This is a genomic window from Bradyrhizobium sp. DN3 (assembly GCF_041357655.1).
Lineage (GTDB): Bacteria > Pseudomonadota > Alphaproteobacteria > Rhizobiales > Xanthobacteraceae > Bradyrhizobium.
In genome coordinates this window covers 49,379-57,719 of sequence record NZ_JAULLN010000036.1, presented here as the reverse complement: position 1 = coordinate 57,719, position 8,341 = coordinate 49,379, and the positions used below count along the sequence as shown (strand labels likewise).

The 8,341-nt window shown below is 64.5% G+C and carries 8 protein-coding genes; 3 read left to right on the top strand and 5 right to left on the bottom strand.

Going from position 1 to position 8,341, the window contains the following annotated elements:
- The first annotated feature begins 143 nt into the window (after positions 1 to 143).
- Positions 144 to 746 carry a septation protein A gene (locus AAE027_RS35075; protein ID WP_370990250.1) on the top strand — a complete coding sequence of 201 codons (603 nt, stop codon included), beginning with the start codon at positions 144 to 146 and terminating at the stop codon, positions 744 to 746.
- 169 nt (positions 747 to 915) lie between these two features.
- Here AAE027_RS35075 and AAE027_RS35070 read toward each other — a convergent pair whose 3' ends face one another.
- The 5 genes from AAE027_RS35070 to ccmA form a co-directional block, all read right to left on the bottom strand.
- On the bottom strand, positions 916 to 1,509 hold the full coding sequence (locus tag AAE027_RS35070; RefSeq protein WP_128930639.1) for a DsbE family thiol:disulfide interchange protein: 594 nt from the start codon (positions 1,507 to 1,509) through the stop codon (positions 916 to 918).
- Entirely contained in the window at positions 1,506 to 1,691 is a 186-nt protein-coding gene (gene ccmD / locus AAE027_RS35065) for a heme exporter protein CcmD (protein WP_370990249.1), read from the bottom strand. Before ccmD ends, AAE027_RS35070 begins: the two co-directional genes overlap by 4 nt.
- Positions 1,688 to 2,479 (bottom strand): heme ABC transporter permease, encoded by a 792-nt coding sequence (locus tag AAE027_RS35060; RefSeq protein WP_370990248.1) that lies wholly within the window; start codon positions 2,477 to 2,479, stop codon positions 1,688 to 1,690. Before AAE027_RS35060 ends, ccmD begins: the two co-directional genes overlap by 4 nt.
- A gap of 106 nt (positions 2,480 to 2,585) precedes the next feature.
- Positions 2,586 to 3,254, bottom strand: a complete 669-nt coding sequence (gene ccmB, locus AAE027_RS35055) for a heme exporter protein CcmB (protein WP_091893069.1) — start codon at positions 3,252 to 3,254, stop codon at positions 2,586 to 2,588.
- Positions 3,255 to 3,486: 232 nt separating this feature from the next.
- Complete coding sequence (gene ccmA / locus AAE027_RS35050) at positions 3,487 to 4,089, bottom strand: heme ABC exporter ATP-binding protein CcmA (RefSeq protein ID WP_370990247.1); 603 nt, start codon at positions 4,087 to 4,089, stop codon at positions 3,487 to 3,489.
- Between the two features lie 240 nt (positions 4,090 to 4,329).
- Between ccmA and acnA the strand changes: the two genes are divergently transcribed.
- Both acnA and AAE027_RS35040 read left to right on the top strand, forming a co-directional pair.
- Positions 4,330 to 7,050 (top strand): aconitate hydratase AcnA, encoded by a 2,721-nt coding sequence (gene acnA, locus AAE027_RS35045; protein WP_128942438.1) that lies wholly within the window; start codon positions 4,330 to 4,332, stop codon positions 7,048 to 7,050.
- Between the two features lie 221 nt (positions 7,051 to 7,271).
- Positions 7,272 to 8,048 (top strand): DUF1223 domain-containing protein, encoded by a 777-nt coding sequence (locus AAE027_RS35040; RefSeq protein WP_128930645.1) that lies wholly within the window; start codon positions 7,272 to 7,274, stop codon positions 8,046 to 8,048.
- Positions 8,049 to 8,341: the final 293 nt, after the last annotated feature.

Here is an 8,341-nt window from a genome sequence, read left to right as displayed (position 1 = left end):
ATCCGAAGGAATCACAAGCCCGCCAAAACCGCTCACCCTTTTTCGGTCGGGCTCTCAGGATGAGGTCGTGCCACACATGAGGTCCTCATCCTGAGGAGACCGCGAAGCGGTCGTCTCGAAGGATGGGAGAGACGGAAGAGAGAATGGACAAGACCCAGCCGCATCCGTTGTTCAAGCTCGCGACCGAGCTCGGTCCGCTGCTCGTGTTCTTCTTCGTCAATGCGAAGTTCAATTTGTTCGCCGCGACCGGTGCCTTCATGGTGGCGATCGTGGCGGCGATGGCCGCCTCCTACGTGGTGACACGGCACATCCCGATCATGGCGATCGTGACGGGCGTCATCGTGCTGGTGTTCGGCACGCTGACGCTGGTGCTGCACGATGAGACCTTCATCAAGGTCAAGCCGACCATCATCTACGGCCTGTTCGCCGCGATCCTCGGCGGCGGTCTGCTGTTCGGCCGCTCCTTCATCGCCGTGATGTTCGACCAGGTGTTCAATCTGACGCCGCACGGCTGGCGCATCCTCACGCTGCGTTGGGCGCTTTTCTTCGCCGGCATGGCGGTGCTGAACGAGATCATCTGGCGCACCCAGAGCACGGACTTCTGGGTGAACTTCAAGGTCTTCGGCGTCCTTCCGCTGACCGCCATCTTCGGCATGATCCAGATGCCGCTGATCAAGCGCTATCACCTCGAGCCGGTGTCGCTGGAGGCGAGCGAGGCCGAGGCGGGAGATGTGAGCAAGGGGTGAGCGCTCGCCACACATTCGGTGTCATTGCCCGGCTTGACCGGGCGATCCAGTACTCCGAGCCGTCTGTGGCTGAATCGATAAGCCGCGGCGTACTGGATGCCCCGGTCAAGCCGGGGCATGACAGCTGTATGTGGGGCGCCGGGTCTTTGATTCGCAATGACGGGCTTGGCTAAGATCCCGCCTTCAGCGCCTTCTCCAGCTCCGGCATCAGCACCGTCTTGAGGTTTTGCGGCGTGACCGGTCCGACCAGCTTGTAGACGATCGTGCCCTCGCGCCCGACGACGAAGGTCTCGGGCACGCCATAGACGCCCCATTCGATCGAGGCGCGGCCGTTGGCGTCCACGCCGACGCGGCCGAACGGATTGCCGTAGCGTCCGAGGAAGCGCCGGGCGTTGTCGGCCGCGTCCTTGTAGTTGATCCCGACGAGCTGGAAGCGCTTGTCCTTGGCGAGCTCGGTCAGGAGCGGCGCCTCGTCATGGCACGGCACGCACCAGGACGCCCAGACGTTGACGAGGCTGACCTTGCCTTTGAACGCGGCGGGATCGAGCCCCGGCACCGGCGCATTGTCAGCCTGCAATCCCTCGAGCGGCGGCAGCAGCGTTTGCGGCGCCGGTCGCCCGATCAGTGCGGACGGAATCCGCGAGGGATCGCCGCTGCCGAGCCGAAACCAGAACAACAGCGCAAGGCCGAGGAAGGCGATCAGCGGCAGCGCCATCAGGAAGGTGCGGCGCTGCGGCGTCGCCGGGCTCGATTGATTGCTCATGATCGATCCGTCGCGCTGCGGCCCGAGCGGCGGCTAACGCCACTGCGATCGAGCTCGCGCAGGCGCTGCGTCTGGTTGCGATAGTCGAGCATAACCCAGCCGATCAGGATCACGACGACGAGGGCCGCCGCGGCATAGGACGTCACGATGAACGACGCATAAGGACCGAGCGCCATCATCACGCGGCCCCAGCTTCTTTTGTCGCGTTTTCTTCACGCGAACCGGCGTCCACTTCGCTCGAAAACGCGACGCGGCTCGCCTGCATCATCTGCAGGGAGCGGACGCGGCGGCGCAGGATCTCGTTGCGCATCGCCGCCAAGTGCAGCGTGACGAACAGCAGCGTGAAGGCGATCGCCATCACCAGCAGCGGGATCAGGAACGACTTGTCGAGCGTCGAGCCGCCCATGCGCATCACCGAGGCCGGCTGGTGCAGCGTGTTCCACCAGTCGACGGAGAACTTGATGATGGGCAGATTGATGGCGCCAACCAGCGTCAGCACCGCCGCGGCGCGCGCCGCGCGCGAGGGATCGTCGACCGCGCGCCACAGCGCCATCAGGCCGAGATACATCAGGAACAGGATCAGCACCGAAGTCAGCCGCGCGTCCCACTCCCAGTAAGTGCCCCACATCGGCCGGCCCCACAGCGAGCCCGTGAGCAGTGCGAGGAAGGTGAAGGCCGCGCCGATCGGAGCAGCCGCTTTCGCGGCGACGTCGGCGAGCGGATGCCGCCACACCAGCGTGCCCAATGAGGCGATGCTCATCACGCCCCACACGAACATCGAGAGCCACGCATTGGGCACGTGGATGAACATGATCTTCACCGTCGCGCCCTGCTGATAGTCGTCGGGCGCAAGCGCTGACTGGTACAGACCGATGGTGAGCAGGATGACGGTCGCAGCCGCGAGCCACGGCAGCAGGCGCGCTGTCAGCGCGAGGAACCGCGTGGGATTGGCGAGGTCGATCAGCGTCATGGTATTCTGATAATCATCCGGGAGCGCTCAGGCAATCAGCACGAAAGCACGTCGCGAAAGTTGATGCGGGTCAAGGTCAGGCAGGCCCATCTCAGTCGGGTCCATCTCAATCGAGTCCATGCCGCAGGCTCGCCGCCGCGGCGAAGGGGCCGATCACGAGGCTGACCAGCGACAGCGCGCAGAGGATCGAGAACGGCGCGCCGAACGTCATGGGACCGACGATCACGGCCTGCGAGGCCGCGACCCCGAAAATCAGCACCGGAATCGACAGCGGCAGCACCAGCACGGCCATCAGCAGTCCGCCCCGATGCAGGGTCACCGCCAGTGCCGCGCCGATCATGCCGGTGAAGGTAAGCGCCGGGGTTCCCGCCAGCAGTGTGAGCGCCACCGCGCCGGTTGCGACCATGTCGAGGTTGAGCAAGAGGCCGAGCACGGGGGTTGCGACAATCAGCGGCAGGCCGGCCGCCAGCCAATGCGCCAGCGCCTTGGCGGCGCAGGCGAGTTCTAGCGGCGTCCGGCTCATCGTGATCAGGTCGAGCGAACCATCCTCATGGTCGGCCATGAACAGCCGGTCCAGGGTCAGCAGGCTTGCCAGCAGCGCACCGAGCCAGAGGATGGCCGGCCCGAGCCGCGACAGCAGCGCCAGATCCGGCCCCACCGCGAACGGCATCAGCACCACCACGGTCAGGAAGAACAGCACGCCTATCAGCGCCCCGCCGCCGACGCGGAGCGCGATCCGGATGTCCCGATGGATCAGGGCCGACAAGGCGGTCATGGGGGGCTCCCCTCGTGCCCCAAAGGCGGTGCGCTCCCTCCCCCGCTTGCGGGGGAGGGCTGGGGAGAGGGTGCCTCGGCAACGAAGACTCCCCCAGAGGAGAGAACCCTCACCCGGCGCTCCGCGCCGGCCTCTCCCGCAAGCGGGAGAGGCAAGGGAGCCCGCGGCGACGGCTGCGTCCCGGGTGAAAGAGCGAAGCTTTGCCGCTCGAAAAACTGAGGGTGAAGCCGCCTCACGCCATTCCCCCGATCCTGAGCTCGCGCGAGTCGATCCCCAATGGCGCGTGGGTCGCTGCGATGATCATGCCGCCGCGCGAAAGGTGCTCGCGCATTAGGCCGCCGAACATGTCCTGGCCAGCCACGTCCAGCGCCGTGGTCGGCTCGTCCAGCAGCCAGACCGGGCGGCGCACGGCCAGCAGTCGGGCCAGTGACAGCCGGCGGCGCTGGCCGGCGGACAGAAAGGCGGCGGGCAGGTGGGTGGCGTGGTCGAGGCCGACTTTGGTGAGGCTCTCGGCGGCATCGCGGCGCTCGCCACCGAGGAAATCAGCCCAGAACGCCAGATTTTCCGTCACGCTCAGCGCCGGCTTCAGGGCATCGCGATGGCCGAGATAGTGGCATTGCTCCGGCAGCGTCAGCTCGCCATCACCCCCGTCCAGCGCGATCGTCCCGCCGGCCGGAATGAGCAGGCCGGCGATCAGCCGCAGCAGCGAGGTCTTGCCCGATCCGTTGCGACCCATCACCGCCAGGGCTTCGCCGGAGGCGGCCGCGAAATCCAGGCCGGCGAACACCTCGCGGCCGCCCCGCACGCATCTGAGCCCGTGACCTGAAAGCCGCATCTCGCCTCGTTTCAACCCGCTCAAAGCCAGGCCTCAGGAAAACTTGGGGTAGCGCATGGGAATTTTTGGCTCGCGGATTGGCGCGGCACGATTGTGGCTGTGGCGGCGCGGTTAGAAAGCTTCTATAAGCCCGGAACTACTTGATGCAGCAACTCAACCTGCCCCTGCAAGCGGCCAAGCCTGATACGCTGACGGTGTTAAAATACCCTGCCGGGTATAACTAACAATTGGGATTCCTACATGACCTCGCTCGACAGCTTCAAATGCAAAAAGACCCTCAAGGTCGGCGCCAAGACCTATGTCTATTACAGCCTGCCCACGGCCGAGAAGAATGGTCTGAAGGGAATTTCGAAACTTCCCTATTCGATGAAGGTCCTGCTCGAGAACCTGCTGCGCAACGAGGACGGCCGCTCGGTCAAGAAGGAAGACATCGTCGCAGTCTCGAAATGGCTGCGCAAGAAGTCGCTGGAGCATGAGATCGCATTCCGCCCGGCGCGTGTCTTGATGCAGGACTTCACCGGCGTGCCTGCGGTGGTCGACCTCGCCGCGATGCGCAACGCGATGCAGAAGCTCGGCGGCGATGCTGAGAAGATCAATCCGCTGGTCCCGGTCGACCTCGTCATCGATCACTCCGTGATCGTGAACTTCTTCGGCGACAACAAGGCCTTCGGCAAGAACGTCACCGAGGAATACAAGCAGAACCAGGAACGCTACGAGTTCCTGAAGTGGGGCCAGAAGGCGTTCTCGAACTTCTCGGTCGTGCCGCCCGGCACCGGCATCTGCCACCAGGTCAATCTCGAATATCTGGCCCAGACGGTCTGGACCAAGAAGGAGAAGATGACGGTCGGCAAGAAGACCGGCACGTTCGAGGTCGCTTATCCCGACTCGCTGGTCGGCACCGATTCCCACACCACCATGGTCAATGGTCTCGCCGTGCTCGGCTGGGGCGTCGGCGGCATCGAGGCGGAAGCCTGCATGCTCGGCCAGCCGCTGTCGATGCTGTTGCCGAACGTGGTCGGCTTCAAGCTGAAGGGCGCGATGAAGGAAGGCGTCACCGCGACCGACCTCGTGCTGACCGTGACGCAGATGCTGCGCAAGCTTGGCGTCGTCGGCAAGTTCGTCGAGTTCTTCGGCCCGGGCCTCGACCATCTCTCCGTCGCCGACAAGGCGACCATCGCCAACATGGCGCCCGAATATGGCGCGACCTGCGGCTTCTTCCCGGTCGACGCCGCCGCGCTCGACTACCTCAAGACCTCCGGCCGCGCCTCGGCGCGCGTTGCGCTGGTGCAGGCCTATGCCAAGGCGCAGGGCCTGTTCCGCACCGCCAAGTCGGCCGATCCGGTGTTCACGGAAACCCTGACGCTCGACCTCGCCGACGTCGTTCCCTCGATGGCCGGTCCGAAGCGTCCCGAAGGCCGTATCGCGCTCCCGTCGGTGGCCGAGGGCTTCTCGCTCGCGCTCAGCAGCGAGTACAAGAAGGCCGAGGAGCCGGAGAAGCGCTTTGCCGTCGAAGGCAAGGACTTCGAGATCGGTCACGGCGACGTCGTGATCGCGGCGATCACCTCCTGCACCAACACCTCGAATCCGAGCGTGCTGATCGGCGCCGGCCTGCTTGCGCGCAACGCGGCAGCGAAGGGCCTCAAGGCCAAACCGTGGGTGAAGACCTCGCTTGCCCCGGGCAGCCAGGTGGTCGCGGGCTATCTCGCCGATTCCGGTCTGCAGAAAGATCTCGACAAGGTCGGCTTCAACCTGGTCGGCTTCGGCTGCACCACCTGCATCGGCAATTCCGGTCCGCTGCCGGAAGAGATCTCGAAGTCGATCAACGACAACGGCATCGTCGCCGCTGCCGTGCTCTCAGGTAACCGCAATTTCGAAGGCCGCGTCTCGCCGGACGTGCAGGCGAATTATCTGGCCTCGCCGCCGCTGGTCGTCGCGCACGCGCTCGCGGGCAGCGTGACCAAGAATCTCGCCACGGAGCCGCTCGGCGAGGGCAAGGACGGCAAGCCGGTGTACCTGAAGGACATCTGGCCGACGACGAAGGAGATCAACGCCTTCATGAAGAAGTTCGTGACCGCGTCGATCTTCAAGAAGAAGTATGCCGATGTGTTCAAGGGCGACACCAACTGGCGCAAGATCAAGACGGTCGAGAGCGAAACCTATCGCTGGAACATGTCTTCGACCTATGTGCAGAACCCGCCCTATTTCGACGGCATGAAGAAGGAGCCGGAGCCGGTCACCGACATCGTCGAGGCGCGCATCCTCGCCATGTTCGGCGACAAGATCACCACCGACCACATCTCGCCGGCCGGCTCGATCAAGCTCACCTCGCCCGCCGGCAAATATCTCAGCGAGCATCAGGTGCGCCCCGCGGACTTCAATCAGTACGGCACGCGCCGCGGCAACCACGAAGTGATGATGCGTGGCACCTTCGCCAACATCCGCATCAAGAACTTCATGCTGAAGGGCGCCGACGGCAACATTCCCGAGGGCGGTCTGACCAAGCACTGGCCGGACGGCGAGCAGATGTCGATCTATGACGCCGCGATGAAGTACCAGGAAGAGAAGGTGCCGCTGGTGGTGTTCGCCGGCGCCGAATATGGCAACGGCTCCTCGCGCGACTGGGCCGCGAAGGGCACGCGCCTGCTCGGCGTTCGCGCCGTGATCTGCCAGAGCTTCGAGCGCATCCACCGTTCGAACCTGGTCGGCATGGGCGTGCTGCCGCTGACCTTCGAGGACGGCACTTCCTGGCAGTCGCTGGGTCTGAAGGGTGACGAGAAGGTCACGTTGCGCGGCCTCGTCGGCGACCTCAAGCCGCGCCAGAAGCTAACCGCGGAGATCGTCTCCGGCGACGGTTCGTTGCAGCGCGTTTCGCTGCTTTGCCGCATCGATACGCTGGACGAGCTCGATTACTACCGCAATGGCGGCATCCTCCATTACGTCTTGCGCAAGCTCGCGGCGTAAGCGCGGATTTGTGAACGATGGCTCACTGCGAAGTGAGTAGAAGCCAGAACGAAGGCGGCCTATCAAAAGGCCGCCTTCGCGCGTTTTGCGGCACGTTTCGGATGGGCCCGGCCGGTGGAAAACCTCCTCCTGGACGGAAGAATGTGCTGCGCCCCGTAAGATTACGGTGACCATCAGGCGATAAGATTCCCTCTCACGAGCAATGGTGTGCGGCGTTCGACATGACAACAATGACGGCTTCTCATCCGATTTCACGTTGGTCCAGTGCCCTCTGGTCGGGTGCTCTCGGCATCTGTGCGATCGTCGCCGTCATCCGCCCTGCCGAGGCTGATCCCCGCGCCGTTGTCGAATTGTTTACCTCGCAGGGCTGCTCGTCCTGCCCGCCCGCCGACAAGATCATCGGCGATCTCTCCAAGGATCCCTCGGTCATCGCGCTGAGCATGCCGATCGACTATTGGGACTATCTCGGCTGGAAGGACACGCTGGCCGATTCGCGGTTCTCTGCGCGGCAGCGTGCTTACTCGCGCATGCGCGGCGACCGCGAGGTCTACACGCCGCAGGTCGTCGTCAATGGCTCGACCCATGTCATCGGCAGCGATCGCACCGGCATCGAGAATGCGATCGGCAAGACCGACAAGGGCATGGGCGTGATGAGCGTGCCGGTGACGATGTCGCTTGCGGGCAAGCAGATCAGCGTCTCCGTCGCCGCGAGCAACGAGCCCACGGTCTCGCATGGCGAGGTCTGGATCTGCTCGATCGCCAAGTCGGTGCCGATCACGATCACCCGCGGCGAAAATCGCGGACAGCAGATCACCTACCACAACGTGGTGCGCAACCTGCTCAAGGTCGGCGACTGGACCGGCCGTCCGGAAAGCTGGACGGTGCCGATCGAGAACCTCACGCGCGACGGCGTCGACGGCGCGGTGGTCTATGTTCAGGATGGCAACCGAGAGAAGCCGGGTGCGATGCTGGGCGCGGCGTACACGTCGCTGCACTGATTTCACGCGCGCACCAGCCTCGCACTCGCTCTAACTCCCCATGGTGAGGAGCGCGCCCTTGCGCGCGTCTCGAACCATGCAGGCCCGGCGGATGCAGCTCGGCCTTTCTATCCTCCGAGACGCCGCGTGAGCGCGGCCCTCAGGATGAGGGGGAGAGCCGGTGCATGAGGAGAGAGAGAGAGAGAGAGAGAAGGCTCGGCGAGCCGGAAACATCCCGACACAAACAAAAAAGGACCAACTTGCGTTGGCCCTCCTTGTCGCGCGTACAGACCCGATCCTGTCGACCCCGGGGG

What these genes read in the sequence shown, in the direction of transcription:
- AAE027_RS35075 (WP_370990250.1), top strand. Translation starts at nt 144, where the DNA reads ATGGACAAGACCCAGCCGCATCCGTTGTTCAAGCTCGCGACCGAGCTC.
- AAE027_RS35070 (WP_128930639.1), bottom strand. Translation starts at nt 1,509, where the DNA reads ATGAGCAATCAATCGAGCCCGGCGACGCCGCAGCGCCGCACCTTCCTG.
- AAE027_RS35060 (WP_370990248.1), bottom strand. Translation starts at nt 2,479, where the DNA reads ATGACGCTGATCGACCTCGCCAATCCCACGCGGTTCCTCGCGCTGACA.
- ccmB (WP_091893069.1), bottom strand. Translation starts at nt 3,254, where the DNA reads ATGACCGCCTTGTCGGCCCTGATCCATCGGGACATCCGGATCGCGCTC.
- ccmA (WP_370990247.1), bottom strand. Translation starts at nt 4,089, where the DNA reads ATGCGGCTTTCAGGTCACGGGCTCAGATGCGTGCGGGGCGGCCGCGAG.
- acnA (WP_128942438.1), top strand. Translation starts at nt 4,330, where the DNA reads ATGACCTCGCTCGACAGCTTCAAATGCAAAAAGACCCTCAAGGTCGGC.
- AAE027_RS35040 (WP_128930645.1), top strand. Translation starts at nt 7,272, where the DNA reads ATGACAACAATGACGGCTTCTCATCCGATTTCACGTTGGTCCAGTGCC.